Source organism: Brevundimonas sp. FV1ye7S (assembly GCF_058680995.1).
Genome location: NZ_CM178726.1, coordinates 3,184,827 through 3,210,980 on the forward strand (window position 1 = coordinate 3,184,827; position 26,154 = coordinate 3,210,980).

General features: G+C 65.5%; 24 protein-coding genes and 1 pseudogene. 14 read left to right on the forward strand and 11 right to left on the reverse strand.

The window, feature by feature from the left end; genetic code table 11:
• Positions 1-139 precede the first annotated feature (139 nt).
• Complete coding sequence (gene gspG, locus ACW18C_RS15500; RefSeq protein WP_492071851.1) at positions 140-643, forward strand: type II secretion system major pseudopilin GspG; 504 nt, start codon at positions 140-142, stop codon at positions 641-643.
• Positions 615-1,121, forward strand: a complete 507-nt coding sequence (locus tag ACW18C_RS15505; protein WP_492071852.1) for a prepilin-type N-terminal cleavage/methylation domain-containing protein — start codon at positions 615-617, stop codon at positions 1,119-1,121. The genes gspG and ACW18C_RS15505 overlap by 29 nt, the downstream gene beginning before the upstream one ends.
• On the opposite strand, the gene ACW18C_RS15510 is transcribed toward ACW18C_RS15505, so the two are convergent.
• From ACW18C_RS15510 to ACW18C_RS15525, 4 genes and pseudogenes are all read right to left on the reverse strand, one after another.
• Positions 1,069-2,145: a hypothetical protein gene (locus ACW18C_RS15510; protein WP_492071854.1), complete on the reverse strand. Its 1,077-nt coding sequence runs from the start codon at positions 2,143-2,145 to the stop codon at positions 1,069-1,071. The genes ACW18C_RS15505 and ACW18C_RS15510 overlap by 53 nt on opposite strands.
• The gene (locus tag ACW18C_RS15515) at positions 2,114-3,142 is read right to left on the reverse strand and encodes a type II secretion system minor pseudopilin (protein ID WP_492071855.1); all 1,029 of its coding nucleotides are present in this window, start codon (positions 3,140-3,142) and stop codon (positions 2,114-2,116) included. Before ACW18C_RS15515 ends, ACW18C_RS15510 begins: the two co-directional genes overlap by 32 nt.
• Complete coding sequence (locus ACW18C_RS15520; RefSeq protein WP_492074061.1) at positions 3,129-3,683, reverse strand: hypothetical protein; 555 nt, start codon at positions 3,681-3,683, stop codon at positions 3,129-3,131. The genes ACW18C_RS15515 and ACW18C_RS15520 overlap by 14 nt, the downstream gene beginning before the upstream one ends.
• Before the next feature lie 9 nt (positions 3,684-3,692).
• A pseudogene (locus ACW18C_RS15525) lies at positions 3,693-3,752 on the reverse strand (prepilin-type N-terminal cleavage/methylation domain-containing protein); the annotation flags it as partial.
• 296 nt (positions 3,753-4,048) lie between these two features.
• On the opposite strand from ACW18C_RS15525, the gene ACW18C_RS15530 reads away from it, so the two are divergent.
• Positions 4,049-4,816 carry a cell wall hydrolase gene (locus tag ACW18C_RS15530; protein ID WP_492071857.1) on the forward strand — a complete coding sequence of 256 codons (768 nt, stop codon included), beginning with the start codon at positions 4,049-4,051 and terminating at the stop codon, positions 4,814-4,816.
• Here the strand turns inward: ACW18C_RS15530 and ACW18C_RS15535 are convergent.
• The 6 genes from ACW18C_RS15535 to putA all read right to left on the reverse strand — a co-directional run bounded on the left by ACW18C_RS15535 (position 4,801) and on the right by putA (position 12,935).
• Positions 4,801-5,694 carry a hypothetical protein gene (locus tag ACW18C_RS15535; protein ID WP_492071859.1) on the reverse strand — a complete coding sequence of 298 codons (894 nt, stop codon included), beginning with the start codon at positions 5,692-5,694 and terminating at the stop codon, positions 4,801-4,803. The genes ACW18C_RS15530 and ACW18C_RS15535 overlap by 16 nt on opposite strands.
• Positions 5,676-6,350 carry an ABC transporter ATP-binding protein gene (locus ACW18C_RS15540; RefSeq protein WP_492071861.1) on the reverse strand — a complete coding sequence of 225 codons (675 nt, stop codon included), beginning with the start codon at positions 6,348-6,350 and terminating at the stop codon, positions 5,676-5,678. The genes ACW18C_RS15535 and ACW18C_RS15540 overlap by 19 nt, the downstream gene beginning before the upstream one ends.
• Entirely contained in the window at positions 6,351-7,514 is a 1,164-nt protein-coding gene (locus tag ACW18C_RS15545) for a KpsE/RkpR family capsule polysaccharide export protein (protein ID WP_492071862.1), read from the reverse strand.
• A gap of 43 nt (positions 7,515-7,557) precedes the next feature.
• Positions 7,558-8,334, reverse strand: a complete 777-nt coding sequence (locus ACW18C_RS15550) for an ABC transporter permease (RefSeq protein WP_492071863.1) — start codon at positions 8,332-8,334, stop codon at positions 7,558-7,560.
• A gap of 87 nt (positions 8,335-8,421) precedes the next feature.
• On the reverse strand, positions 8,422-9,741 hold the full coding sequence (locus ACW18C_RS15555; RefSeq protein WP_492071865.1) for a glycosyltransferase family 4 protein: 1,320 nt from the start codon (positions 9,739-9,741) through the stop codon (positions 8,422-8,424).
• A 62-nt stretch (positions 9,742-9,803) separates the two neighbouring features.
• A complete protein-coding gene (gene putA, locus ACW18C_RS15560) occupies positions 9,804-12,935 on the reverse strand; it encodes a bifunctional proline dehydrogenase/L-glutamate gamma-semialdehyde dehydrogenase PutA (protein ID WP_492071866.1) in 3,132 nt (1,043 codons plus the stop codon).
• 109 nt (positions 12,936-13,044) lie between these two features.
• Between putA and ACW18C_RS15565 the strand changes: the two genes are divergently transcribed.
• The 11 genes from ACW18C_RS15565 to ACW18C_RS15615 all read left to right on the forward strand — a co-directional run bounded on the left by ACW18C_RS15565 (position 13,045) and on the right by ACW18C_RS15615 (position 24,274).
• Positions 13,045-13,506: an Lrp/AsnC ligand binding domain-containing protein gene (locus tag ACW18C_RS15565; RefSeq protein WP_008263363.1), complete on the forward strand. Its 462-nt coding sequence runs from the start codon at positions 13,045-13,047 to the stop codon at positions 13,504-13,506.
• Between the two features lie 152 nt (positions 13,507-13,658).
• Positions 13,659-15,854: an AGE family epimerase/isomerase gene (locus ACW18C_RS15570; protein ID WP_492074045.1), complete on the forward strand. Its 2,196-nt coding sequence runs from the start codon at positions 13,659-13,661 to the stop codon at positions 15,852-15,854.
• Positions 15,855-15,954: 100 nt separating this feature from the next.
• Positions 15,955-17,040, forward strand: coding sequence for a glycosyltransferase family 4 protein (locus ACW18C_RS15575; RefSeq protein ID WP_035305868.1), 1,086 nt, complete (start codon positions 15,955-15,957; stop codon positions 17,038-17,040).
• Positions 17,041-17,118: 78 nt separating this feature from the next.
• The gene (locus ACW18C_RS15580; protein WP_492071869.1) at positions 17,119-18,618 is read left to right on the forward strand and encodes a phosphomannomutase/phosphoglucomutase; all 1,500 of its coding nucleotides are present in this window, start codon (positions 17,119-17,121) and stop codon (positions 18,616-18,618) included.
• A gap of 413 nt (positions 18,619-19,031) precedes the next feature.
• Complete coding sequence (gene rfbC, locus ACW18C_RS15585) at positions 19,032-19,658, forward strand: dTDP-4-dehydrorhamnose 3,5-epimerase (protein WP_492071870.1); 627 nt, start codon at positions 19,032-19,034, stop codon at positions 19,656-19,658.
• Positions 19,658-20,713, forward strand: coding sequence for a dTDP-glucose 4,6-dehydratase (rfbB, locus tag ACW18C_RS15590; protein WP_492071872.1), 1,056 nt, complete (start codon positions 19,658-19,660; stop codon positions 20,711-20,713). The genes rfbC and rfbB overlap by 1 nt, the downstream gene beginning before the upstream one ends.
• Positions 20,706-21,608 carry a dTDP-4-dehydrorhamnose reductase gene (rfbD, locus tag ACW18C_RS15595; RefSeq protein ID WP_492071873.1) on the forward strand — a complete coding sequence of 301 codons (903 nt, stop codon included), beginning with the start codon at positions 20,706-20,708 and terminating at the stop codon, positions 21,606-21,608. Before rfbB ends, rfbD begins: the two co-directional genes overlap by 8 nt.
• Positions 21,605-22,489 (forward strand): glucose-1-phosphate thymidylyltransferase RfbA, encoded by an 885-nt coding sequence (rfbA, locus tag ACW18C_RS15600; RefSeq protein WP_492071875.1) that lies wholly within the window; start codon positions 21,605-21,607, stop codon positions 22,487-22,489. The genes rfbD and rfbA overlap by 4 nt, the downstream gene beginning before the upstream one ends.
• Positions 22,490-22,581: 92 nt before the next feature.
• Positions 22,582-22,845 carry a DUF6894 family protein gene (locus ACW18C_RS15605; protein ID WP_372705842.1) on the forward strand — a complete coding sequence of 88 codons (264 nt, stop codon included), beginning with the start codon at positions 22,582-22,584 and terminating at the stop codon, positions 22,843-22,845.
• Positions 22,842-23,588 (forward strand): Crp/Fnr family transcriptional regulator, encoded by a 747-nt coding sequence (locus ACW18C_RS15610; RefSeq protein WP_492071877.1) that lies wholly within the window; start codon positions 22,842-22,844, stop codon positions 23,586-23,588. Before ACW18C_RS15605 ends, ACW18C_RS15610 begins: the two co-directional genes overlap by 4 nt.
• 53 nt (positions 23,589-23,641) lie before the next feature.
• On the forward strand, positions 23,642-24,274 hold the full coding sequence (locus tag ACW18C_RS15615) for a helix-turn-helix domain-containing protein (RefSeq protein WP_492071879.1): 633 nt from the start codon (positions 23,642-23,644) through the stop codon (positions 24,272-24,274).
• Here ACW18C_RS15615 and glmS read toward each other — a convergent pair.
• Positions 24,261-26,075, reverse strand: coding sequence for a glutamine--fructose-6-phosphate transaminase (isomerizing) (gene glmS, locus ACW18C_RS15620; protein WP_492071880.1), 1,815 nt, complete (start codon positions 26,073-26,075; stop codon positions 24,261-24,263). The two genes, ACW18C_RS15615 and glmS, sit on opposite strands and share 14 nt — an antisense overlap.
• Between the last annotated feature and the right edge of the window lie 79 nt (positions 26,076-26,154).

A 26,154-nucleotide genomic window follows, 5' to 3' on the forward strand; every position in this document is an offset into this window, starting at 1 on the left:
CAGTCCGGCAATGATGTCCTGCAATCCAGCCCCGCCGCATCCTCGGCGCCCGCCCGTTCACAATCGACGCGCGCGCTTGGTTCCGCTATAGCAGGCCCCGAGCCGTGGTAATAGCTTCATGCTGATAGGGACGTTGCGTTTGTCCATTCTTTTCTCGCGTATAATTCGCCGTTCGGCTCTTCGTCGGCCCGGGCGCCAGCAGGACGTCCGGCAGGGATTCAGCCTGCTCGAGATCCTTGTGGTTCTGGCGATCATCGCCATGCTGGCGGCTGTCGTCGGCCCGCGCCTGTTCGCCCAGTTGGATCGGTCGAAGACGACCACAGGGCGTCTGCAGATCCGCTCGATCGAGGCGGCTCTTGAGACGATGCGGCTCGACATCGGTCGCCTGCCGACACAGCAGGAGGGGCTGGCGCTCCTGATGCAGGCCGATCCCCAGCAGGTCGCCGGCTGGTCTGGCCCCTATCTGGACAAGGCGCTGCCTTCCGATCCCTGGAACCGGCCCTACATCTACATACCGCCCAGCGACGCCGCCGACGGCGCTCCGGGTGCGCCGGAGAACCGAGCCAAGGTCGTCAGCTATGGCGCCGACGGTCAGGAAGGCGGCCAGGGGGCCAATGCCGATATCACCTCCGACCAGCGCTGACGTCCGCCGGGCCGGGTTTTCGCTGATCGAAATTCTGGTCGTCCTGGCGATCTTCGCGCTCAGCGCGGCGATCATCATGCCCAGTACGTCGCGGATGCTCGACCAGGCGACGTCGCATGCGGTCTTTTTCGAGTTTCAAAAGCAGGTCTCGGACTATCGTCGCGAGGCGAACCGAACAGGCATGGCCATTCGGCTGACCGATCCAGAGGCCGCGCGCGCGGCCGACCTGCGGAACGCCGCGGGCGATCACGAGGCGTCGGAGGACGTGCTTGATCGGACGGTGACGCTTCGGTCCCCCTGGCGTTACACCATGGCCCCGTCGCTGGACATCGCTGCGGGCGGCGCCTGCTCGACCGCGACGGCGAACCTGATCAACGGCGACCGTGTCGTCATGACTCTTCGCACCGCAAACGGCGACTGCCGGTTCATTCGCCTGCAGTCAGCGGCGGGGCCGCCTCGCGTGTCCTCATCTCGATGATCAATCGCTGATTCTGCGCGTCCGTCCGGGGACGAACGTCGTAGAAATAGCCCGACCCCTCGAAATCGGCGATCAAGACGTCGGCCAGGGCGACTGCGGTATAGGGCAGGGTCAGCGTCAGGGTCTCGCTTTCCGCCTCGAGCGCGGTGGGCGTCAGATCATGAAAAGCGACAATGCCGATCGCGGCGCCGGCCGCGCTGAGCGGATTTGTCTGCGCCTCGATCTCGGCGTAGGCGGCGAGCTTGCGGCGGTCAGCCTCCAGGCCGCCCATCTGGGCTGCGCGAGGCGTCGCCGCCTGGATCTGCGCGGCTTCTTTTTCGATCTCGGCGGCGTCGGACGAAAGGCGAGCGCCCTGGCCGAGGAGGAACAGGCTGACGCCCAGCGCCGTCAGGACGACGGCGCCCGCGCCTATCCCGATCAACTGTTCCTGACTCAAGTCCGACGCCGAGACCACGAAGGCGGGGGCGCTGAAATCGATCGGCAGGGTTTGTGGCGGGGGCGGCGACTGCGGCGCATCCTGCGCGCCGCGTTGCAGACGCGTGAAGGCGCTCCAGGACGCGACGTCAAAACGTTCTTTCCGCCAGGCCGAGGCCACGAGTCGGCGGTCGCGCCATAGCTGCGCCTCATAGCCTTCATCCAGGCGAACGATCCGCCACCCGGCGCCGGGAGGCTGGGCCAGGGTCTCAGGCCGCACGATCAAGGTTCGCGCGCCATGGCGCGCGGCCACGAGCGCGTTTACGGTCTCGGCATCCCACCACCAGACGCCGAAATCCGCGCCGCTCTTCACCAGGGTGGAGCCGCTGAGCATGTAAGGCGAGCCCATGCGCGCGTGCAGACGGGCGGCCTGCCCTCGGCGGCTTCGCGGCAGGTTGGCGGTCTCGAACAGGCTGAACGCCGTCATTTCACGCGCAAGCAGCACGACGGGCGGCCGCAGGCGCCCCCCCGGGCCGCCGGGATGAACCTCGGCCCAGCGCCCGTCGGCGAACACCCGCTCAACGCGGGGCGTAAGGAAGTCGAACTGCATCGGATAAATCAGCCACGGCCCGCCCCGGGGCCTCTTTCAATTCAGTCTGGTCGATCCAGACGGGTCGCTCAACCCCGGACGGCGTCAAGGTCAGTCGTGAACGATAGACCCATGCCGACCGGCTGTCAGCGATGGTCAGCAGTATTCTGCCCGACGGGAAGGTGTAGAAATTCTCGCCGCTGGTGTCCGGCAGCCCGGTCGCGGCGGAAAATTCGGGGAACGACAGGAAAGGCTTCTGCTCTCGCGCCCGGATCGCCGCCTCGACCTGGGCCGGGGTGGCGCCGTACAGGATCTGCATCGCCTCGCCGGGCGCCGTGTTCACGTTCTCGTTCAGCGATGTCGAATCCATGGCCAGATAGGGCCGCAAGCGTCGCCAGGCGCCGGATTTCACGGCCCCGCGGATGCCCAGTAAGGAGAGCCATTCGTCAGGACGGCGCATGACGCGGTTCGCCGGCCCCGCGCGGTTGTAATCCTCGGCCTCGGCGCCATTGGGCTGTTCGAGATCATCCTGGTCGATGTAGTCGCGGTAGAGGGACGCCAGTCGGCGTGTGAGACGCTCGGGAAGGCCCAGGGCTTCACCCAATCGCTGGTAGCCGGCGTCCTGCAGGTAGGCCAGGTTGATCAGGCCCGCCTGGTCCTGGGGTGTTATCAGCAGCGGCCCGTCCAGATCGACCTGATAGTCGCGACCGTCGAGCCGCACGAGCTCACCGGGGCCGCCTGTGGGGTCGTAGATACCATCGTCGAACATCCTCGGCCCGCCGGTGTTTATGCCGGTGGGCGCCATGGGTTCCGTCGCGGCCATATAGGTTATCAGGGCTTCAGCCGTCATGGATCGGGCAATGAAGCGGACGCGGGCCCGGGCCGAGGCGGCCTCTGCGGTCAGGCTGCTCAAGGCCGTCATCGCCACCAGGAATATGAGCGTCACGACTCCGGTCACCGCCAGCACGGCGGGCAGGGCGAAGCCGGATCTTGAGCCTTTTCTTTCAGAGCGGATCATCGAACCGTATCCAGCTTTCCGGCCGCCCGGAGCCCGCAGCGTCCAGGACGTCGACGGCCCCGCCGCGAAAGCGCACGAACAACCGGGTCGAACGCATCTGTCCGTCGCTGGTCGCCGCGCCGCGCGTCTCCGAGGCATAGGCTGTCGACCAGGTGACGCCGTCCCGGGAATAGGACAAACGGGCCGTGGGGTCGCTGGTGGCGATCAGGGTCACAGGCTCCCCGCCGGCCTCACAGGTCAGCACCCCCTGACCGCCCTCTGTGCGAACCGTCAAAACCATCCGTCCCGTCCAACCCTGCGGTGCGCATTGGGTCGCCCTTTCCATCACCACGTCGGCCTCCAGCCGCTCCGGCGCGCCGGTGATGGGTCGGTCGATCTCGGCGTTGAACGTCTCAGGCGGCCGCATGGCGATGCTTTTGATCAACACGCGCACATCGCTCACCGACACGTCGAGGTCGGCGGCCGTCATGGCGCGACGTCCCAGGCTGAACCCGGTATCGCCCGCCTTTATCCCGATCGAGAAGATGATGGCCAGGGCCATGCCTCCGATCGCCAGGACCACGAGGGCCTCGATCAATGAAAAGCCCGGCCTTTGCGCGTGGGTCTGCATCTCGTGGTGTTAGCCCGTCCCGACGTGATCGCCAATGGATACGCCGCGACGCTTGGCGCACATCGCCCGATGCGATATCAACAGCGCGGTATTCGGGGATCGGGATGAAGCCGCAGACTTCGGTCATGATTGCAAGCGGGCTGACCCTCGCCCTTTGGGGCGGGATCAGCGGCCGCGAGCTCCTGGCTAAGGCTGAAGCGGGACCGTCGCCTGCCGCATCGTCGCCAGCACCCAAGCCCGCCGACGTCGAGACGGACTCGTCTCGACGTGCAGAACTCAACAGGCGCCTTCGCGGGATGATCGCGGAAGGCAGGGGCGGTCGCCTGGCGGACGCGCCGCAGCCGGCGCCGTCCGCCTCCCCCGTTCGCACGGCGCGCCATGCGGTCCCGGCCCAGGCCTCAATTGAGTCCGTCGCCCGCAGGTCGCCCCGCGCGGAGCCCCGGTCCACGATCGCGCCGCCCGCCTACGACCCGGCCGGGGTCGGGCCGGCGTCGACCCGGCGCGGCTATACGCCTCCACGTCTCGACCTGACCACGCCGCCGAACATCCCCAGCGATCCGCTCGCCTGTCTGACGCAGGCCATCTATTATGAAGCGCGCAACGAAAGCGAAGAAGGCCAGGCGGCTGTCGCCGAGGTAGTGCTGAACCGGGCCGGAAGCGGGCGGTACCCCCGCGACGTCTGTCAGGTGGTCTACCAGCGGAACTCCCGCACCTGCCAGTTCACCTTCACCTGCGATGGATCGATCGGGCGTTCGCCGGTCAATATGACCGCCTGGGCCAGGGCCGAGCGTATCGCGCGCGGCGTCTATGCCGGAGAAACCAAGGCCCTGCTGCCGCGCGCTTCGGTCAATTACCATGCAAACTATGTCAGCCCCACCTGGGCTCGGCGTATGGAACGGGTCAAGCGGATCGGCGCCCACATCTTCTATGGCGCGCCGCTAAATGGACAGACGACGCCCGGGGCCGACACCCCGCCGCCGCAAGACCTGATGTTCGTCAAGAACGACGCCATCGAACGGGCCTACGCGACACTCTTCCGCTCTTCGGCTCAACCGCCTTCCTGACTGGCCGATTCAGGGTCGATAATGCGGCTTATGACGGCTCCCCCAAATACGACACTTCCGTGGAACACCCCCTCGAGAACGAGAAGTCGCAGCTCGGCAGGACCTGGCTCATCCCACGAGAACGTCAAAGTGATATCAAACACACCGGCACGACCGGGAGAAAATTCCCAAGTCGTGAACGCTTCCATGCCGCCCCAGTCGATTCGAAAGCGACGGTGGCTGACTTCGTGATCAAACGCCAGGCTAACCTTGGCCTGCCACACGCCGGCGGGCACAGACATGTGGGGTCCGCTCATCAGGAAGCGGGGCCTCCCCGTGACGTCCAGTCGGCCGGACTGTGGAGCGGTCGCCGCATTTCGATCATCGTAGGTGAAAAGGCCCGAAGACCAGTGGGCTCGTCCATCCAGGAAAACGTTCGCGGCCTGACGCAGCGAGGCCTCCTGCGCCGTGATCTTCCGCACTCCAGACGATCCGACCGAAGAGCCCGAGAAATAGGGCAGCGCCGGTACGTCGATCTTGCCGGTCAGATCACGCACGGTATGGCCCAGGAAAGCGTAGGCCGCAGCGATACGGCGCGAGACGGCCTCGACGCGGGCATGAATCTCGCTTGCTGTGCCGCATCCATCCAGGTCGATGAACGGCGGAAGAGCGATGACGGTTAAGTTGCTATCTGATGCGCCCGCAGATTGGGCGGCATCAAGATCGTCGATCAAAACAATGCCTGAACCCTCGGTCGCTTTGTCGACTCCAAATTCGCAAATAACGACGCCCGTGCGAGCCGCCTCTTGCTTAAGCGCGGAACGCCAAGCCGATTCCAGCAAACTCGGCGGCAAGACAATCCAGTGGGGAGCTGAATGCGTCACGCAGACCTCAGCCACGTGTAGACCTCCACCGCCTCCTTCACATCGTGAAACAACTTCGCCCTTCCACTCTCGATGATCAACGCGGTGTCGCAATAGCTGGTGACAAGGTTCACGTCGTGCGACGCCATCAGGAAGGCGCGATGGGCGCGATGCTGAAACAGTTCTTCTTGGCACTTACGCTGAAAGCGGGCGTCACCCACTGCCACCAATTCGTCGATCAGGTAGCAGTCGAACTCAATGGCTAACGACAGCCCGAACGCAAGACGGGCACGCATCCCAGATGAATAGTGCTTTACCGGGCGGCGAAGCGCAGATCCCAATTCGGCGAAAGCGTCAACACGATCCCGCGTCTCCTTGTAATCCTTGCTGTATAGGCGAGCAAGGAAACGGATGTTGTCCAGACCCGTAAGACTGCCCTGGAATCCGCCATGGAAGCCGATAGGCCAAGACGACGTCATCTTCCAGTCAATCACGCCTTCAGACTGTTGGTCGACGCCGCCGAGCATGCGGATCAGAGAAGACTTTCCCTGACCATTTCGACCAAGAATCGCGAGTCGACCGTCTCGATTGAGGTCGAAGCTCAGCCCAGAGAAAAGCGGTTTAGAGGAGGTATTGAACTTGCGGCTTACCCCCCTGACCCGAAGCCCTAAGTTTTCGGTTGAAACCTTCATTCAGGACTGTCTGTGCTCGCGGACACCCGCCCAGACCAGCCATCCGACGGCGTAGGCAAGCAAGACGCTTACCAAGACTGTCAGTATCGACATGAAGCGCCGCGGGGCGGTGGCGTTATCGGGCGTGTTCGGGTTCACGATCCGCTCAAGATACAACTTTTGGCGACGCGCCTCCTGGGCTGCGCCGATGAGGGAAGCCGTCGCCTGCGCCAACTCCTTATCCGCCAACTCTCGGCGGGCGACCAAGTCCTCGTATGAGCCGATCTTGCTGGCGAGAGACGTCGAACTCCCCGCAATCTTGCTGCGTTCAGTCTCGATCTGCCGCTCGTACGCGGCGATACGATTATCGAGAGAAACGATCTGCGGGCTTTGGGGGGCTTCCACCGCGAGTTGGGAACGCTCCGCCCGGAGCGTCGCCAATGTCGTCATCAACGATCCGATCAACTGCGAGCCCTCGGCTGCCGTCCGAGCCGGATCTACAAACCGCTCCTGATTACGGAAGTTGGTGAGCTGGCCCTGAATCTCAGCCAACCTCGCACGGGCTTCCTCGACGGAAAGACGAGCATCCTTCACGGCGTCTTCAGCCTGGCGGACGTTAAGGCGGTTCACCAGCCCCTCTCCGCCCTCAAGCAGGGTGCGATTGAGCTGATAGGCCGTCTGCGGATCAAACGCCTCGACACGCAACACGCTGATGCCGGTCGCCGCATCATAGCCGATCGTTACAAAACGTTCGAACCCGCTGTAGCGGCTTTCGTCTGACCGGCCCTCGCCGAACCGAGGCCAGCCGGTGAAGACGTCGAGCCCGCGAGGCCGCAGGACCTTCGAGAGATCAAACTTCTTCTCCGCCTCCCGCATGCCGTCCGGGGAGCTGATATATTCATGTATGGCGAAGGCGTCTGAGGTGGCGCTCGAGAGCCCGACACCCTGCAGAGCCATGCCTAGGCTGGATGGCTGAGATTGATTTGCCGCACGAACGATGAAACGCGATTCAGAGACGTATCGGGGAGAAGCGATCAGCAAGAAATAGATCGCAGCCAGTAATGTGGGGGCGACTACGACCAGCAGGAAGGCAAGGGGAATGCGCTTCCACCACGGTTTGCCTGTCGGAGGTCCTGCAATGAGGTCCGGCATGGGACCGACATAGTTAATTTTCGCGTCAGTCATATTGCTTCCGGTGACATTGACTTCAGAGCCACGTGGCGACGGATCATTCCGTTTCAATTTTCTCTCTGGAACTCAGAACAAGCGCCAAGCCGATGATGTTGAAGATTGTCCCCCACACTATGGCGTAGGTCGCATTGTAGTGCGTCTCCACAAACTCCCCAAACACCGCAGAGCGGACCATTTCGATCGGATGGACGAAGGGGATATAAAGCAGGAACTTCTGAACCGCAGGCGGCGCCCACGCGACCATTGTGAAGGCGCCCGACAGAGGGATTAAGAGATAGCTGATGAGGCCGATGAAACGTTCAAAAACATCGAACCTCATGGCTAGGCCAGCCAGAACCAGCGCAAAACCCGCCGCAACCCACGCCAGGATGAACCACCCCGCATAAAGCAGCATGTAGTCGTAGGGTAGCCTGACCTCGCCTATTGCAAACAGGACGGCGTAAACGACTGCGAATGCGGCTGTCGCCCCTCCCAGCTCCATGACGATCCGGGCCGTAAAAATGTGCAGGGGCGATATTTGTCGGTGGTAGAGCAGCCCCATGTTCGCCTGCAACGCTCCGGACAAAAAGCCGATCAGGTGGCGGCAAAGAATTAGCGCCATGTACGCCGTCATGACGAACGGCGCGAGGCGAACGCCGTGCTCGTAGGCCGGCTTGGTCAGGCTCCACAGCCCCATCACGCCGAAACAGAACAGCAACGGCTCGGCGATCAGCCAGGCGAAACCCAACCCCTCACGGCCGAAGCGCGTGATGACCTCCCGCATCATCAAAGAAGCGATGATGCGAAGATGTCTGGTGAGGGGCGCGAAGACCATAAGCTCTCGGTTCAGGGGCTCGTAAGCCTTAGACCTACGTCGGTAGCTTCCCGCAGAGGGATGCCGGGAAGGGTTAAGCTCAAGAGGCTAATATCTCAAGCCGACTTTCTCATAAAGCTCGACAAGCCGGGATCGGTAGGCGTCGGGGCTGAAAATTTCGGCCTGCGCCAGGCCGCGCATCTCCAAATCGTTTCGCAAGCCTTCATCAGCGTCCAAGGCCTGTATGCCTCGCGTAATGGCGTGAACGTCGTATGGGTCCACCACCACGGCGGCCTCCCCCGCGACTTCCGGAAGTGCCCCCCCTGTCGAGGTCAGCACCGCCGTCGACAACGCCATCGACTCCAGAACGGGTAGCCCGAAGCCCTCGTACAAGGAGGGAAACAGCGTCGCCTTTGCTCCACGGATCAAGCTGATCAGCATGGAAAACGGCATGTAGTCGTACTGACGAATTCGGTCGGCGTTCGGGCCGCCGTCCCGCTTCACCTGATTCAACAGAGCGACTTCGCCCTCGTCCAACCAAGCGCGTCCGCCAATCAGAACGAGCGGTGTCTTGCTTCCAGAAGCAAGGTAAGCCTCTACGATGCGACCAAGGTTCTTTTTGGGTTCTACGGCCCCAAAGTGGAGGAAATAGTCCTTCCAGCCCAGACTAAACACCCCCTCCAGTTCTATTTGAACGTCAGCCCGGCTGCGGTTCATCAACGGGGCCGGAATGCTGACGGCTTGGTAGGTGTTGGTGACGCGATCCTCGCTCACGCCCATCAGGCGAATTACGTCCTGGCGCGTCGTCTCCGACACCACGGCGATATGATCGGCGCGCTTGGCGATCGCCTGGCAAGTCGCGGCGAACACAGCCTTGTCGTCCAAAGTCGTGTGCGGCAGGCGTAGGGGAATAAGATCGTGAATCGTGTAGATATTCGGAACGCCCTTGGCGTAGATCGGCAAGGTCGCCGTCCAGTGCATCGCGTCTGGCGCCGGCGCCTCCGCCGTAGCGTCAAAGGTGAGCGGGGTTTCCTTGCCATATGCAGCAAAGGCGCGATTTCCGTAGAAGAACAAATTCTGCGAGGCCCAGAAACGATCTGCGGCAGGGCGACCGCCCCCGCGACTGGGCCAGATGACTTCTCCGGACGGCAGGATCGGATAGGCCTCCCGACCGAAGCGGGTAAGCAGGGTCTCCCGGAATCGGGTCGATTTCTGTCTGCGGCTTAGCTTCTGCGCAGGCCGCTCTGCGTCGACCAACCCGGCTTCATTCGATACATTTGTCGATCGCCTCGGAGTCGGCGGCCCATAAAGGGCCTGTGTCTCGAAACCGATGGCTTTCAAATTCTCCAACAGATTCCGACCATAGGTCGCTATGCCGGATCCCTTGGCCAAGGCGAGGTTGAAACCGTCGATGCAGATAGAAGTCATGCCATTCCAAAAAAGAGCTCGCCGGTCATGGACGACAGACGATCCGCACCGTCAACCCCAACTTACAGATTCAACAGCGCCGGATCCCCGCCCTGCGCGGCGATGTTCACGCTGACCGCCTTCTCAGCCGCATAGCGGATCAGGCTGTTGGGTCCTCCCGCCTTGGGGCCGGTGCCTGAAAGCCCTTCGCCGCCGAAAGGTTGCACGCCCACCACCGCGCCGGTGATCGAGCGGTTGACGTAGACGTTGCCGGCGGGGACGAGATCGATCACCTCGGCGGCGAAGGCTTCGATACGGCTGTGGACGCCCAGGGTCAGGCCGTAGCCGCGCGCGGCGAGCTTGCCGGCGACCGACTTCAGGTCGGAGGGGGCGTAGCGATAGATGTGCAGGATAGGGCCGAAGACCTCGCGTTCCAGGAAGTCGGGCGCGGGGATCTCGGCGAGGGTCGGGGCGAACAGGTCGCCCTTTTCCGCTCCCAGCGGCAGGTCGGCGCGGGCGATGATCCTGGCTTCCTTGGACAGGCGTTCGACGTGGGCTTCCAGGGCGCGGCGGGATTCCGGATCGATGACGGGGCCGATGTCGGTCTTGGGATCGGCGGGGTCGCCGACGGTCTGGACGGCCAGCGCGCCCTTCAGGCCCTCGATCAGAGCGTCGGCCGAGTCCTGGGGCACATAGAGAACGCGCAGGGCCGAGCAGCGCTGGCCGGCCGAGCCGAAGGCCGATTGGATCACGTCGTCGATGACCTGTTCCTTCAGCGCCGTGGTGTCGATGAACATGCCGTTCAGGCCGCCGGTTTCGGCGATGAAGGGGATGATGGCGCCGGGGCGGGCGGCGATGGCGCGGTTGATCGCGGCGGCCGTGTCGGTGCCGCCTGTGAAGGCGACGCCGTCGACGCCCGGATGCGCGACCAGGGCCGCGCCGACGGTCTCGCCGCGCCCGGGGACCAGGGCCAGCAGGGCCGGGTTCAGCCCGGCCTTGTGATACAGGCGCACGGCCTCGGCGGCGATCAGCGGCGTCTGTTCGGCGGGCTTGGCCAGGACGGCGTTGCCGGCGGCCAAGGCGGCGGCGATCTGGCCGGTGAAGATGGCCAGGGGGAAGTTCCACGGCGAGATGCAGGCGAAGACGCCGCGTCCGTGCAGGAACAGTTGGTTGGTCTCGCCGGTCGGGCCCTTCAGGGTCTGGGGGGCGGTGAAGTCGCGTTCGGCCAACAGGGCGTAGTAGCGGCAGAAGTCGGCGGCCTCGCGCACCTCGGCGACGCCGTCGTTCAGGGTCTTGCCCGCCTCGCGGCTGAGCAGGGCGACCAGGCGGTCCAGATCGGCCTCCAGCGCATCGGCCATGGCGCGTAAGGTCACGGCGCGTTTGGCGCCGCCCTGACGGTCCCATGTGACCTGGGCGTTTGCGGCGGCTTCGACGGCGGCGTCGATGTCGGTCGTCTCGGCTTCGGAGACATGGCCGAGCACCTGCGACCGGTCGAACGGATTTGTCACGGCCTGGGCGTCGATCCCGGCGCGCAGGCGACCGGCCACGATGGGGCCGGAGGTCAGCGTCTCGCGGTCGATCCCTTCCAGCGCGCGGGCGTGGGATTCACGGTCGGCGGCCTGGGAATAGTCGCGGCCGAGGGAGTTCTGACGATCGCCGTACATGTCTTGCGGAACCGGAATCTTGGGGTGACGGTCGGGCGCTTGCTCGACCAGGGAGATGGGATCAGCCGCGACGGCCGAGGCGGGCACGCGCTCGTCCAGCAGGGCGTGGACGAAGGAGGAGTTGGCGCCGTTTTCCAGCAGGCGCCGCACCAGATAGGGCAGCAGTTCCTCATGCCCGCCGACGGGGGCGTAGGCGCGGACGATCACGGTCTCATCGGCCCAGGCTTCGCGCGCCGCGTCGTACAGCGCCTCGCCCATGCCGTGCAGACGCTGGTGTTCGACCGCCACGCCCCGACCCCGCGCCATGCGCCGCACGGCGGCGAGGGTGTGGGCGTTGTGGCTGGCGAACTGGCTATAGATCGCCGGCGCCGCCTCGATCATGGCGCGCGCGCAGACGAGGTAGTTCAGGTCGGTCGCCGCCTTGGTCGTATAGACGGGGTAGTCGGTGCGGCCGAACACCTGGGCGCGCTTGATCTCGGTGTCCCAATAGGCGCCCTTGACCAGGCGCACCATCAGCCGGCGGCCTGAGCGACGGGCCAGGTCGGCGACCCGTTCGATCGTCTCCAGACCGCGCTTCTGATAGGCTTGGACCGCCAGACCCAGGCCGGTCCAGCCGCCCAGGCTGGGCTCATGCGCCAGCCGGTCCAGCAGTTTCAGCGACAGGGCCAGACGATCCGCCTCTTCGGCGTCCATTGTATAGTTGATGTCGTACCGAGCCGCGATCTGGGCCAGACGCAGGATGCGGGGATACAGGGTCGCCCAGACGTCGTCCTCATGCGTCGCCTCATAGCGGGGCGACAGGGCCGACAGTTTCACCGAGACGCCGTGACCGTGCTCCGGCCCCTGGCCTTTTGACGTCTTGCCCACCGCCTCGATGGCGTCGGCGTAGATCTTCTCGTAGCGGTCGGCGTCGGCGACGGTGCGGGCGCCTTCGCCCAGCATGTCGAAGCTGCACAGCCAGCCTTCCTTGTTCGACCGCTTCAGCGCGCCCTGGATGGTGCGGCCGACCACGAACTGCTCGCCCATGATCTTGACGGCGGTGGCCACGGCCTGACGGATGACCGGCTCGCCCAGACGACCGGCGATCCGCTTCAGGAAGCCGGGTAGATCGCTGCGCGCCTCGTCGTCCACGTCCACCAGTTTGCCGGTCAGCATCAGGCCCCAGGTCGAGGCGTTGACGAACAGGCTGTCGGACTGGCCCAGATGACTGGCCCAGTCGGCCGAGCCGATCTTCTCGGCGATCAGCCGGTCGCGCGTCTCCTCGTCCGGCACGCGCAGCAGCGCCTCGGCCAGACACATCAGGGCCAGACCCTCGCGGGTGCCCAGCGAGAACTGCTGCAGGAAGCTTTCGACCACCCCCTGTTTCTTCTGGCTGCGGCGGGCGTGTTCGACCAGGGCCGTGGCTTCGGCGACCACGGCGACGCGCCCGGCGGCGTCCAGCGGCGTTCTCGCCAGGTTGGCGGCCACGGCCTCGCGCTCGTCGCGGAACTTGTGCGCGTCCAGACCGTCCCAGGCGGCCAGGCTCGAAGGCTTGAAGGCGGGGGTGGTCATGGGCGGGGAATCCTGTGGATTTCCGCCGTATAGGCCGGAGTTCATTGAAGGTGCTTCGTATGATACGAGGTCGTCCCGAAGATCGTTCGGCGCAGGAGCCCGATTTCCGATGATCGATATAGACCCCGTCGACCGCCGCATCCTGCGTGTGCTCCAGACCGACGGCCGGCTTTCCAACGCCGAGCTGGCGCGGCGCTGCAACCTGTCGCCCGCCGCCTGTTTCGAACGGGTCCGGCGCCTGCGCGAAAAGAAGATCATCACCGGCTACGCCGCCATGATCGATCCCGCCAAGGTCGGCCGCGACCTGCTGATCTTCGTCGAGGTCCTGCTGGACCGCACCACCGGCGACGTCTTCGAAGCCTTCGCCGCGGCCGTCCGCAGCCAGCCCGAGGTGCTCGAATGCCATATGGTCGCCGGCGGCTTCGACTATCTGATCAAGGCCCGGGTCGGCGACATGGACGCCTATCGCGCCTTCCTCGGCGACGTCCTGGTGCGGATGCCGGGGGTGCGCGAGACCCGGACTTATGCGGTGCTGGAGGAGGTGAAGTCGACGACGGTGCTGCCGTTGTAGCCTGGCGAGCATGCGCCACCCCCGTGACTCAGTCGTAGCCTATCGCAACTTCGGGTCGGCAAAGAAGGTGACGACGCGACGCGGCGCACCTAATAGGGGGGGCTCCCTGACAGTCCACGGCGTTGATCATGACGACAATCTACCCGGTTATCATGTGCGGCGGCTCAGGAACGCGCCTGTGGCCTGCGTCGCGACCGTCCCGCCCCAAGCAGTTCATTCCGCTCGCTGGAAATCGTTCGCTGTTTCAGGAGACGGTCGCTCGCGTGATCGACCTGACAGACGGCTCCGGCGAGTTGGTCGTGGTCGGCGGCGTCTCGCACAGAAAGGCGATCCTGGAGCAATTGGAGCAGATCGGGGCCAGCGCCGTCATCCTGCTCGAACCTGAAGGGCGTGACTCGGCCGCCGCCATGGCCGCCGCCGCGCTCTGGACCCGTCGCCGCGCGCCCGACGCCGTCAATCTGTTCGTGGCGTCGGACCACCACATTCCTGACGACGAAGCGTTTCGCCGGTCGGTGAAAGAGGCTGTCTCTGCGGCGGTGGACGGGCGTATCGTCACCCTGGGCGTGGTTCCGACAGAGCCCTCGTCGGCCTATGGCTATATCGCCCCCTCCGGCCCAGCCCTGTCGGAGGTCTCCGCCTTCGTCGAGAAGCCGGATCAAGCGACCGCTCGACGGTATATTTCCGAAGGCTATCTCTGGAACAGCGGCAATTTCATCGTCCGCGCCGATGTGCTCGTTCGCGAGATCCTGGATAGGGCCCCCGCCGTTGGAGAAGCGGTCCGTACCGCTTTGGATCAGGCCGAGATCGACGGGCCCTTTGTTCTGCTTGGGTCGAGCTTCATCTCGGCTCCCAAGATTTCCATCGACTACGCCGTTATGGAGAAGACAAACCGCGCCTCGGTTCTGCCGGTTCGTTTCGAATGGTCGGATCTCGGCGCCTGGGATTCGGTCCATGCATCGGGCGAAGGCAGCGTGGGGTTGCACATCCTGGAAGATTCGGAAGGCTGCCTGGTTCGAGCCTGCGACGGGGTGATGGTCGCGGCCATCGGCCTCAAGGACATCGGCATCATCGTTGAACGCGACGCAGTGTTGGTGACCGACCTCCGCAAGAGCCAGGACGTGAAAAAGGTGGTGGAGCGGTTGCGCAAACTGTCGCCCCAGCATCTCGACTTCCCCCGCGCCAATGCTCCGGAAACCCTCGACGCTGGCGCTGCACGGCTGACGACCTGGCTCCGACAGGCTGCCCTTCCTGTCTGGTCCAGCCTGGGTCAGGATTCGACGGGCGGCTTCGAAGAGGTGGTCGCCCTGGACGGACGCCACGTCGCCACATCACGGCGGGCCCGGGTCCAGGCGCGCCAGCTGCAGGTCTATGCCGAAGCGGGGCGCCAAGGCTGGCGAGGTCCCTGGAAGGCGGTGGTCGCCACCGGCCTGGATCGTCTGCGGGCCGTCTATCTTCGACCTGACGGCCAGATGCGAACCCTGTTGGCGGCGGACGGTTCTCCCCTCGACGAAACCGCGACGGTCTATGACCAGGCCTTCCTGATCTTCGCCCTGGCCTGTGTCGCCGATGCGACCCACGCTCCGCAGCTCGAGGTCGAAGCCGCAGCGGTGCGCGACCTTCTGCTGGAGCGCGCGGACAGCCAGGGGGGACTGACGGAACACGGCGCCCATCCCTATCAGTCCAACGCCCACATGCATCTGCTGGAAGCGGCGCTGGCCTGGGAAGAAACCGGCGGAGACCAGGCCTGGGCCGCGCTCGCCGACCGCATCGTCACCCTGGCGCGCGCCCGCTTCATCGACCCGGACACCGGTTGCTTGCGTGAATTCTTCCAGCAGGATTGGACCCCCGCTTCGGGCGACGATGGGCGGCTGGTGGAACCGGGACACCAGTTCGAATGGGCCTGGCTGATGGCGCGGTACGGCCGAAAACGCGCAGACCCGGCCGTCCTCGCAGACGCCTGGCGGCTCTATGAAGCGGGCCTCAAGGGCGTCGACCTCAAACGCGGCATCGCCATCGACGCCATGAACATCGACGGCGGCGTAAGAAGCCCGCGCGCGCGCCTCTGGCCCCAGACAGAATGGTTGAAGGCCTCCCTCATCCTGGCCTCGCTCAGCGACGACGGCCGGCGCGCTCTTTGCCTCGAACAGGCCGCCAGAGCCCAGAGGGCGCTATGGCGCTATCTGACGCCGCAGGGCCTCTGGCATGACAAGATGCTGGAAGGGGGCAAATTCATCGACGAGCCCGCACCGGCCAGCTCCTTTTACCACATCATGGCCGCCTATGTTCAGACGAGAGAGACCCTGGGCACGCTGGAGCCCGACAGGATCCCGGCCCTTCGCCTCTCATAGGGGTTTCCCCTACTCAAACACCCACGACCGTCTCGCCTTCGTCATCCGAACCGTCTAGAAGTTCCGCCCTTACTCAACGGCTCAGGGTCCGCCCGCCTCCATGCGCATCGTTCTGGCCACCGACGCCTGGGAACCTCAGGTCAACGGCGTCGTCCGCACCCTGACCCGCACCGTCGCGGAATGCCGCGGCATGGGTCACGAGGTCGAGGTCATCGAACCCAGCCTGTTCAAGACCATCCCCTGCCCGACCTATCCGGAAATCCGGCTGGCCCTGGGCGCGGAGGAAGAAATCCGCGAGATGCTGCGGGCGTTCGAACCCGAGGCCGTGCATATCGCCACCGAGGGTCCGATCGGCATCGCCACGCGCCGCATCTGCGTGGAATGGAAGCTGCCGTTCACGACCAGCTACCACACCAAATTCCCCGAATATGTCTCCGCCCGGTTCCCGATCCCGGTCCAGGTCGGCTACGCCTATATGAAATGGTTCCACAAGCCGTCGGGCCGGCTGATGGTGGCGACCCCGACCCTGCGCGACGAACTGGTCGAGCATGGGTTCAAGAACGTCTCCCCCTGGTCGCGTGGCGTGGACACCGAGATGTTCCACCCCGATCTGGAGCGCATCTACGACCAGATGGGGGGGAAAGACTGGCCCCGGCCCTTCTTCCTGAACGTCGGCCGGGTTGCGGTGGAAAAGAACATCGAGGCCTTCCTCGAGCTGGACCTGCCGGGCACCAAGATCATCGTCGGGGACGGCCCGGCCCGCGCGGAGCTTCAGGAAAAATATCCCGAGGCCAAATTCCTGGGCGCACGGTTCGGCGACGAACTGGCTCGCTGTTTCCGTGACGCCGACGTCTTCGTCTTCCCCAGCTGGACCGACACCTTCGGCCTGGTGATCCTGGAGGCCATGGCCGCCGGAACCCCCGTCGCCGCCTATCCGGCCCATGGCCCCATCGACATCATCCCCGGCTCAAACGCCGGCGCGATCGACGAGGACCTGAAGACCGCCTGCCTGAAATGCCTCGAACTCGACCGCAAGGTCGTCCGCGCCTATGCGGAGAAGTTCAGCTGGCGCGCCTCGGCGGATCAGTTCGTCGAGAACCTGCAGCCCTACCCCGAACCGGAACGCGGCCGTTTCTGGCGCCGCCTGCGCCGCATCGCCCGCATCCGCAAGCGCGCGGCGGCCTGACGATGTCGTTCGGGTCGGCTCCAAACCGCCGACCAGCGCAACGCCCCTGAACCAGACGTTTCCCTACACCGAGGCCCCATGCTCAAGCCCCGCCAAGACCTGAAGCCGAACACGGCCGCCTATGAGACTGAGGCCTTGGTCAAGCCGACCGGGTTTCGGGAATACGACGCCCGCTGGATTCTGGAAAAGGAGATCAATCTCCTCGGCATCCAGGCCCTCGGCCTGGGCCTGGCCACCTATGTGCACGAGATCGGCGTCGCGCCCAGGATCGTCACCGGCCATGATTTCCGCGGCTACAGCCTCAGCGTCAAACAGGCCCTGATCCTGGGCCTGCTGGAAGGCGGGATGGAGGTGCTGGACGTCGGCCTGGCCCTCTCGCCCATGGCCTATTTCGGCCAGTTCGAACTGGACGCGCCCTGCGTGGCCATGGTCACCGCCAGCCACAACGAGAACGGCTGGACCGGGGTCAAGATGGGGGCGAACAAGCCCCTGACCTTCGGCCCCGAGGAGATGGGCCGGCTGAAACAGATCGTGCTGAACGGCGAGGGCGTGGCCCGGCCGGGCGGCAAGCTGGTGCGGGTCGAGGACTTCCGCGAGACCTATGTGGCCGACGTCGCTTCCAAGGTGCAGATCAAGCGCCCGCTGAAGGTGGTCTGCGCCTGCGGCAACGGCACGGCCGGCGCCTTCGCCCCCGACGCCCTGCGGCGCATGGGGGTCGAGGTGATCGAGATGGACACCGACCTCGACTACACCTTCCCCAAATACAATCCGAACCCCGAAGATCACGCCATGCTGGTGCAGATGGCCCAGCGGGTGCGCGAGACGGGCGCCGACCTGGCCCTGGGCTTCGACGGCGACGGCGACCGTTGCGGCGTGGTGGACGATACCGGCGAGGAGATCTTCGCCGACAAGATCGGCCTGATGCTGGCCCGCGACCTGTCCAAGGTCTATCCGGACAGCACCTTCGTGGTCGATGTGAAGTCGACCGGCCTCTACAAGACCGACGAGATCCTCAAGGCCAATGGCGCCGAGGTGGTCTACTGGAAGACGGGCCACTCCTACATCAAGCGCAAGACCGCCGAACTGGGCGCCCTGGCTGGGTTCGAGAAGTCAGGCCACTTCTTCATGGCCGGCGACCTGGGTCATGGCTACGACGACGGCCTGGTGGCGGCTGGGGCGGTCCTGGCCATGCTGGACCGCAATCCCGGCAAGAAACTATCCGAACTGAAGGCCGCCCTGCCCGACGCCTGGACCAGCCTGACCATGTCGCCCCATTGCGACGACGAGCTGAAGTATGGCGTGCTGGAGCGGATCGTGAAGGAATATTCCGACCTTGCGGCCTCCGGCGGCGAAATCCTGGGTCGCAAGATCCTGGAGGCCATCACCGTCAACGGCGTCCGGGTGCACCTGGAGGATGGTTCCTGGGTCCTGGTCCGCGCCTCTTCGAACAAGCCCGAACTGGTCGTGGTGGTCGAGAGCATGCGATCCGAGGACGACATGCGCGACCTGTTCCGCAAGGAGATCAAGCCCCGCCTCGCCGCCTATCCCGAAATCGGCGCCTTTAACCAAGAAATCTGACTTCGGCCATCTGGCGGTCGAGCCGGGCACCAGTTCGAATGGGCCTGGTCGCTGGCCCGGTACGGCCGCGCCCGCAACGATGCGTCTGCCGTCGAAGTCGCGCGCCAGTTCCACGCCTTTGGCCAGAAGGGCGTCGGGCTTCGGCGTCAGGCGGCCACCGCCGCGCCAGGCTTGGCCGCAGACCGAATGGACGAAGGCCTCGCTCATCCTGGCTGAACTCGGCGACGAGGGTGAGCGAATCGCGCCGTGATGGCAGCGCCGCCCTCCCCGCTGGAGGGCGGCCTTGTCGGGCGCAGGGCTTTTCTGTGCGCGTCCCTGGGGGACATATCCGCCTGCTTGTCGTAGGTTCGCATTCCAAGGCGCCGTGCGCGTCCCTACGTCTCGTCGGGAGCCCAGGGGAGCACGGGGAGACTATGCACGGCATGAATGCACAAGGCGGGAGCGGTTCCACTTCGGGCGAGCATCTGCCTGTCCTGATCCGTCCCGCCCGTTTCGGCGATGCGCGCGGCTGGTTCATGGAGACCTATTCCGAGGCCGCGGCGCTGGCGATCGGCATCGGCTCGCGCTTCGTGCAGGACAACCAGTCATTCTCAGCGTTCGAGGGCACCATCCGGGGGCTGCATTATCAGCGCCCGCCGCATGCTCAGGCTAAGCTGGTTCGATGCGTCCGGGGATCGATCATGGATTATGCCGTTGATATCCGGCGCGGGTCGCCGACCTATGGTCGGCACGTCGCCGCCCTACTGACGGCGAAGGGGGGTGAGCAGTTGTTCGTGCCGATCGGCTTCGCCCACGGCCTCGTCACCCTCGAGCCGGATGTGGAGGTCGCTTACAAGGTGACCGACATCTATTCGCCGGACTGTGAGGGCGGGGTAGCCTGGAACGATCCGAATATCGGCATCAATTGGCCGCTGCCGGCCTCGGGCGCAGTCCTGTCCGACAAGGACCAGGGCCTGCCGGCCCTTGCCGAATTCGAGAGTCCCTTCGAATACGACGGCTGGCCGCTCGCGCCCCTGACTGCTCCAGGGACAGTGCGTTGATGCGTATCCTGGTCACCGGCGGCGCCGGTTTCATCGGCTCGGCCCTGGTGCGGCGGCTGATCGAGCACACGGACCATGAGGTCCTGGTCTATGACAAGCTGACCTATGCCGGCGGGCTCAGCGCGCTGGAGACGGTGGCGTCCAGCAACCGCTATTCCTTCGTCCAGGCCGACATCTGCGACGCCGAGGCCGTATCCAAGGCGCTGAATGAGTTCAAACCCCACGTGGTCGCCCATCTGGCGGCCGAGAGTCATGTGGATCGATCAATCGACGGGCCGGACGCCTTCATCCAGACCAATATGGTCGGCACCTTCGTCATGCTGAACCAGACCCTCGGTTACTGGCGCGCGCTGGACGAGGCCGCCAAATCGGCCTTCCGCTTCCACCACATCTCGACCGACGAGGTGTTCGGCTCGCTGGGCGAGGACGGTTTCTTCACCGAGACCACCCCCTATGAACCCCGCTCGCCCTATTCGGCGTCCAAGGCGGGGGCCGACCATCTGGTGCGGGCCTGGGGCCACACCTACGGCCTGCCGGTGCTGGTGACCAACTGCTCCAATAATTACGGCCCCTATCATTTCCCCGAGAAGCTGATCCCGCTGATCATCATCCGGGCCCTGAACGGCGAACCCCTGCCGGTCTATGGCGACGGGTCGAACGTGCGCGACTGGCTGTTCGTCGACGACCACGCCCGCGCCCTCCAGGCCGTGTTCGAGACCGGCACGCCCGGCGAGACCTATAATGTCGGCGGCAATGCCGAGCGTAAGAATATCGAGGTGGTCACCGCCATCTGTTCGATCCTGGACCGGCTGCGACCCAAGGCCGAGGGCCGATACGCCGATCAGATCACCTATGTGACCGACCGGCCGGGCCACGATCATCGCTACGCCATCGACGCGTCGAAGATCCGCTCGGACCTGGACTGGACGCCCTCGGTGACCTTCGAGGAAGGGATCGAGCGGACTGTGGTCTGGTATCTGGAGAACCAAGCCTGGTGGCAGGACATCCTGGACGCTCGCTACGCGACCCAGCGTCTCGGGGTCGCCCATGGCTGATCCGGTCCACATCCTGATCACGGGCGGGGCCGGTCAGGTGGGGCTGGAGCTCCAGGCCGCCGCCTGGCCCGAGGGCGTCGTGCTGCACGCGCCGATGCGGGACGAGCTGGACCTGAGCGACGCCGCCTCGGTGCGGGCCGCCTTCGCCGCGGCTCGCTTCGCCGCCGTGATCAACTCCGGCGCCCACACGGCGGTGGACAAGGCCGAGACGGAGGTCGCCGCCGCCTTCGCCGCCAACGCCATGGGCCCGGCCGTCCTGGCCGACGTGACGCGCGAGGCCGGCATCCCGCTGATCCAGGTCTCGACCGACTATGTGTTCGACGGGTCCAAGCCGGTTCCCTATGTCGAAACCGATCCTGTCGGACCGCTGGGCGCCTATGGCGCCTCGAAACTGGCGGGCGAACTTGCGGTGCGCGCCGGCAATCCGCGCTCGGTCGTGCTGCGCACCGCCTGGGTGCTGAGCGCCCACCGCGCCAACTTCCTCAAGACCATGCTGCGCCTCGCCGCCGACCGGCCGGCGCTGCGGGTGGTGGGTGACCAGCACGGCTGCCCGACCTCGGCGCGCGACATCGCCGCCGCCCTGAAGACCATCGCGCTGGAGATGATCGCCGATGCGGACGCTCCGACCGGCGTCTACCATTTCGTCAACGCCGGCGAGACCACCTGGGCCGGACTGGCCAGCGAGATCTTCGCCCTCAGCGCCGCGACCGGCGGTCCGTCCGCCACGGTCGAGGCCATTCCTTCGTCCGACTACCCGACCCCGGCCAAGCGCCCGTCGAACTCGCGCCTGTCCACCGCCAAACTGACCCGTGACTACGGCATCGCGCCCCGCCCCTGGCAGGCCGCCGTCGCCGAGATTGTCCACGAACTCCACGCCGAAAGGACCCTCCCATGAAGGGCATCATCCTGGCCGGAGGATCAGGCGCCCGCCTGCATCCGATGACCCTGGTCACCTCCAAGCAGCTGATGCCGGTCTACGATAAGCCGATGATCTATTATCCGCTATCGACCCTGATGCTAGCCAGCATCCGCGAAGTGCTGATCATCTCCACTCCGCGCGACACGCCCAGCTTCAAGGCCCTGCTCGGCGACGGTTCCCAGTGGGGCATGGAGATCCAGTACGCGGTCCAGCCCAGTCCCGACGGCCTGGCCCAGGCCTACATCATCGGCGCGGACTTCGTCGGCGACAGTCCGTCGGCCCTGATCCTGGGCGACAACATCTATTACGGCCACGGCATCACGGACCTGTTCGCCCGCGCCATGGCGCGGCCGGAGGGGGCGACGATATTCGCCTATCACGTCAACGATCCGGAACGGTATGGCGTGGTCGAGTTCGATGACCGCATGCGCGCGCTGTCGATCGAGGAGAAGCCCCTGAAGCCCAAATCCAACTGGGCCGTCACCGGCCTGTATTTCTATGACTCCGATGTCGTCCAGATCGCCCGGGGGCTCAGGCCGTCGGCGCGGGGCGAGCTGGAGATCACCGATGTCAATCGCGCCTATTTCGAACGCGGGATGCTGTCGGTCGAGATCATGGGTCGTGGATATGCATGGCTCGACACAGGGACCCCCGACAGCCTGCTGGAGGCCGCCGAACTGGTCCGCGTGCTCGAGAAGCGCCAAGGCTTCAAGATCGCCTGCCCCGAGGAAATCGCTTACCAGCAGGGCTTCATAGATGCAGGGCGGCTGGAAGAACTCGCGAGCAAATTCGGAGGCAATATCTACGGTCGTTACCTCCATGGCCTTTTGAAGGGCGGGCGGAGCGCAGACTGTTAGGCTTCTTCGACTTCCAAGAAAACATACGGTTAGTGGACTGAACCAATCGACCGGCTGACCGCTTCTCCCCTGATCTGATGCTGGAGGAGCGATTGCCGCGCTATTATTTTCACACTGAGAACGGCGGTCGGATTCGCGACGACCAGGGCGAGGACCTGGCCGATCTTGACGCCGCTCGCGAGGAGGCCGTCACCGTGCTGGGTGAAATCCTGCGCTATCGAGGGGCGGGGTTCTGGGCGACCCGCTCGTTCAGCGTCATCGTCACCGACGCCGACGGCCGGACCGTCGTCAGCGTGACGGCCCAGGCGTCCGACGCGGCGCCGAGCGGCTGGACCCTCGCCGAGGCCGGCGGATGACCGCTACGCCCCCGACGACCGCGAAAATCACGACCCTGGTCGAAAAGCTGTCGCTGCGTGACTCGGTGTCTGCGACCGAGGTTGCGGCGCTCCAGCACGTCCTGGGCGCGCCGCGAACCGTGCGCGCTGGGATCGACATCGTGCACGAGCACAGTCACCCTCAACAAAGCACCCTGCTGATCGCCGGCTTCTCGGCCCGTTACTCGACGTTGAGGGACGGCGGGCGCCAGATCACCGAGATCAATGTGGCGGGCGACTTCATCGACTTGCACAGCCTGTTGATGAAGCAGATGGACCATGGCGTTCTCGCACTGACCGACTGTGTCGTGGCCAATGCGTCCCACGTCAGCCTGATCCAGCTGACGGAGCACCATCCCCATCTCAGCCGGCTTCTGTGGCTGGACACGATCATCGACGCGGCGATCCATCGCCAGTGGCTGGTCGCCATGGGGCGGCGCAGCGGGCTGGGCCATCTGGCCCATCTGGTGTGCGAGCTTTACCTCAGGCTCCAGGCGGCGGGCCAGGCCGACGGCCTGACCTTCGACCTGCCGCTGACCCAGGCCATGCTGGGCGACTCGCTCGGTCTGTCGACCGTGCACGTCAGCCGGCTGATCACGGAACTGCGGGGGGAAGCCGTGGTCCAATGGGCCGGGGGGCGTATCGAGATTCTGGACTGGCATCGCCTGGCGGAAATCGCCGAGTTCGACCCGACCTATCTTCGCCTCCAGCGCGAACCGGTGTGACGACTTAACGCATGTTATAGCGTGGCAGCGGGGTTCGGCGTCGAGCATGGGACATGCTCGCATCTTCCCACGCTCCATCGGTTCTCTCCCAGTTCGGCTTTGGAGCCATGGACGCGGGCCAGGCCGTGCCGGCGGCCGCGCGGGATACGGTGGCGTCGGACCGCGGCGAGGTTCGCATCGTCACCTTGATTGTCGAAGGCGTGGTGGCGCGCCGCCGGGGTGGGGACGGCGTCGCGCTGGGACTGGCCGGACCAGGCGAGATGATCGGTTTTGAACCGGCGTGCCCCGCCCCCGAGGCCGGACTGTGGCTAAGCGCGGGGCGGAAGATCGAGATCCCGCAACATCGACTGATCGACGCGCTGGGCCCCGTCGCCGTCGCCGCGCTGGCGGTCGAGGACCTGCGCTCCAAGGTGAGGAGCGCGCACGAGGAAATCGTACGCCGCGCTCGCCTGCGCGTCGCCGAACGGCTGGCGGGCCTGCTCTGGGACATCCACGATCGCAGCGGCGAGACGGCGATCGCTCTTCGCCAGAGCGACCTGGCCGAACTTCTGGCCGTGAGGCGCGCGGGCGTGTCGGGGGCTTGCAGCGAACTGCGGGCCGCAGGCGCCGCACGCGTCCGTCGCGGCGCCGTCGAGTTGCTCGATCTTCAGGCCCTGGGCCGCGCGGCGCGCCTCACTCCACCGTGACGGACTTGGCCAGGTTGCGGGGCTGATCGACGTCGGTGCCTTTCTGGACGGCGGTGTAATAGGCCAACAGCTGGACCGGCACGGCGTAGACCAGGGGCGCGATCAGGGGGTGGCAGTCCGGGGCGTGGATGCGGCGGATGCCGGCGCCGTGCAGATCCGGAGCCTTTTCCGGCGTGATCATGATGACCGGGCCGCCGCGGGCGGCGACCTCCTGCAGGTTCGAGGCGGTCTTTTCGAACACATCGTCCAGCGGAGCCAGGGCGATGGTCGGGGTTTCTTCGTCGATCAGGGCGATGGGGCCGTGCTTCAACTCGCCGGCGGCATAGCCCTCGGCGTGGATGTAGCTGATCTCCTTGAGCTTCAGTGCGCCTTCCATGGCCAGCGGGAACATGGCGCCCCGACCCAGGAACAGGACGTCGTCGGCCTTGGCCAGGTCCTGGACCACGGCGCGGATGCTGTCGCCCATGCGCAGGGCGTCGGCGATCAGGCGCGGGCTTTCGAACAGGGCCTTGACCAGTTCGCCCTCGGTCGCGGCGTCGATCCGGCCGCGCGCCACCCCGGCCGCCACGGCCAGGGCCAGCAGGGCCGCGACCTGGGCGGTGAAGGCCTTGGTCGAGGCGACGCCGATCTCGGGCCCGGCGTGGGTCGGCCACAGCACCTCGGCCTCGCGCGCCATGGACGAGGAATGGACATTGACCACCGCCGCCGTCTTGAGCCCCTGGGCCTTGCACCAGGTCAGGCTGGCCAGGGTGTCGGCCGTCTCGCCCGACTGGCTGACGGCGACCGCCAGGGTCCTTGGCGACACCGCCGGCGAGCGGTAGCGGAACTCGGACGCGATCTCGACGTCGCAGGGCAGGCCCGCCAGTTTCTCGAAGGCGTAACGACCGATCTGGCCGGCGTAGAAGGCGGTGCCGCAGGCGACGATCTGGATCCGGTCGAGGGCGGCGAAGTCCACGGCCTGAGGCTTGGCCGTACCCGTCACCAGGTCCAGATATTCCGACAGGGTGTGCTGGACGCTGTCGGGCTGTTCATGGATCTCCTTTTCCATGAAGTGGCGATACTCGCCCTTCTCGACCATGGCCGAAGAGGCCGAGACCTGGACCACCGCCCGTTCGACCGGAGAGCCGGTCACATCGAACATCTGGGCGCCGCTGCGGGTCACGGCGACATAGTCGCCCTCTTCCAGATAACTGATCTTCTGGGTGAAGGGGCCGACGGCCAGGGCGTCCGAGCCCAGATACATCTCGTCCTCGCCCCAGCCGACGACCAGGGGGCTGCCACGACGGGCGCCCAGGATCAGATCGTCCTGGCCGTCGATCAGCACGGCCAGGGCATAGGCGCCGGTCAGCCGGTCCAGCGTGACCTTGAAGGCCTCCAGCGGCGCCCGGCCCGTGTTCAGCTCGGCGTCCAGCAGATGGGCGATGACCTCGGTGTCGGTCTGGCTTTCAAAGACATGGCCCTCGGCGGCCAGCTCGGCCTTCAGCTCGGCGAAATTCTCGATGATGCCGTTGTGGACCAGGGTGACGCGCCCGGCCTTGTGCGGGTGGGCGTTGGCCGTGGTCGGGGCGCCGTGAGTGGCCCAGCGGGTGTGGCCGATGCCGACCGAGGCGGTCAGAGGCTGTTCGGCCAGGACGGCTTCCAGATTGCGGATCTTGCCCTGGGCGCGGCGGCGTTCGACCGCGCCGTCCACCATGGCGGCGACCCCGGCCGAGTCATAACCGCGGTATTCCAGCCGTTTCAGACTGTCGATCAGCCGGGGAACGACAGGTCCATTGCCGGTGACGCCGATGATGCCGCACATGCGCAGGGACTCCGAGGAAGAGGGAAACAGAAGGGCGCCGCTTTGCACAGACGGCGATCCGGGGCTAAGCCACGCACCA

Coding starts and splice junctions, on each gene's coding strand:
- ACW18C_RS15510 (WP_492071854.1), bottom strand. CDS start 2,145: ATGCAGTTCGACTTCCTTACGCCCCGCGTTGAGCGGGTGTTCGCCGAC.
- ACW18C_RS15610 (WP_492071877.1), top strand. CDS start 22,842: ATGACCGCTACGCCCCCGACGACCGCGAAAATCACGACCCTGGTCGAA.
- ACW18C_RS15530 (WP_492071857.1), top strand. CDS start 4,049: ATGATCGCGGAAGGCAGGGGCGGTCGCCTGGCGGACGCGCCGCAGCCG.
- ACW18C_RS15520 (WP_492074061.1), bottom strand. CDS start 3,683: ATGGCCCTGGCCATCATCTTCTCGATCGGGATAAAGGCGGGCGATACC.
- ACW18C_RS15540 (WP_492071861.1), bottom strand. CDS start 6,350: ATGAAGGTTTCAACCGAAAACTTAGGGCTTCGGGTCAGGGGGGTAAGC.
- ACW18C_RS15545 (WP_492071862.1), bottom strand. CDS start 7,514: ATGACTGACGCGAAAATTAACTATGTCGGTCCCATGCCGGACCTCATT.
- ACW18C_RS15555 (WP_492071865.1), bottom strand. CDS start 9,741: ATGACTTCTATCTGCATCGACGGTTTCAACCTCGCCTTGGCCAAGGGA.
- ACW18C_RS15570 (WP_492074045.1), top strand. CDS start 13,659: ATGTGCGGCGGCTCAGGAACGCGCCTGTGGCCTGCGTCGCGACCGTCC.
- ACW18C_RS15505 (WP_492071852.1), top strand. CDS start 615: ATGCCGATATCACCTCCGACCAGCGCTGACGTCCGCCGGGCCGGGTTT.
- rfbB (WP_492071872.1), top strand. CDS start 19,658: ATGCGTATCCTGGTCACCGGCGGCGCCGGTTTCATCGGCTCGGCCCTG.
- rfbA (WP_492071875.1), top strand. CDS start 21,605: ATGAAGGGCATCATCCTGGCCGGAGGATCAGGCGCCCGCCTGCATCCG.
- rfbD (WP_492071873.1), top strand. CDS start 20,706: ATGGCTGATCCGGTCCACATCCTGATCACGGGCGGGGCCGGTCAGGTG.
- ACW18C_RS15575 (WP_035305868.1), top strand. CDS start 15,955: ATGCGCATCGTTCTGGCCACCGACGCCTGGGAACCTCAGGTCAACGGC.
- ACW18C_RS15615 (WP_492071879.1), top strand. CDS start 23,642: ATGCTCGCATCTTCCCACGCTCCATCGGTTCTCTCCCAGTTCGGCTTT.
- rfbC (WP_492071870.1), top strand. CDS start 19,032: ATGCACGGCATGAATGCACAAGGCGGGAGCGGTTCCACTTCGGGCGAG.
- ACW18C_RS15565 (WP_008263363.1), top strand. CDS start 13,045: ATGATCGATATAGACCCCGTCGACCGCCGCATCCTGCGTGTGCTCCAG.
- ACW18C_RS15550 (WP_492071863.1), bottom strand. CDS start 8,334: ATGGTCTTCGCGCCCCTCACCAGACATCTTCGCATCATCGCTTCTTTG.
- ACW18C_RS15580 (WP_492071869.1), top strand. CDS start 17,119: ATGCTCAAGCCCCGCCAAGACCTGAAGCCGAACACGGCCGCCTATGAG.
- glmS (WP_492071880.1), bottom strand. CDS start 26,075: ATGTGCGGCATCATCGGCGTCACCGGCAATGGACCTGTCGTTCCCCGG.
- putA (WP_492071866.1), bottom strand. CDS start 12,935: ATGACCACCCCCGCCTTCAAGCCTTCGAGCCTGGCCGCCTGGGACGGT.
- ACW18C_RS15515 (WP_492071855.1), bottom strand. CDS start 3,142: ATGATCCGCTCTGAAAGAAAAGGCTCAAGATCCGGCTTCGCCCTGCCC.